Raw genomic sequence first — 430 nt, 5'->3', positions numbered from 1 at the left:
GGCGGCCTGATGCTGGACAACGCGGCATGGGACATTGTCGGCGATCAGTTGCAGAAGGAGGACTTCTTCCGGCATGAGCATCGGCTGATTTTCACCGCCATCAGCGAGTTGGCCGCGAAGGACGCCCCGTTTGACGTCGTGACGGTGTCGGAAGCGATCGAAGACCTTCCAGAAGCCGGCGGGCTGGCCTACCTCGGCCAGCTCGCTGACAACACGCCCTCCGTGGCCAATATCGAGGCTTACGCGCAGATCGTTCGCGATCGGGCGCACCTGCGGCAGTTGATGTCTCTCGGGCACCACTGCACCAGAACCGCCTCGAACCACCAGGCGAATCCCTGTGAGGTTCAGGAGGAGATCGAGCAGAAGCTGTTCGCCCTCGGCCAAGATCAGCACAAGTCCGACTTTGTCGATATCAACAAGGGCCTCGCGA

The 430-nt window shown here is 61.4% G+C and carries 1 protein-coding gene; it reads left to right on the top strand.

The window, feature by feature from the left end; all coding sequences use genetic code 11:
• Nucleotides 1-430 (top strand): DnaB-like helicase N-terminal domain-containing protein (locus JHD77_RS32095; RefSeq protein ID WP_325099881.1); only part of this gene is annotated, 430 nt, incomplete at both ends.

Source organism: Pseudomonas sp. P20 (assembly GCF_016463925.1).
Classification (GTDB): domain Bacteria; phylum Pseudomonadota; class Gammaproteobacteria; order Pseudomonadales; family Pseudomonadaceae; genus Pseudomonas; species Pseudomonas aeruginosa.
This window is presented reverse-complemented; position numbering and strand designations above follow the sequence as displayed.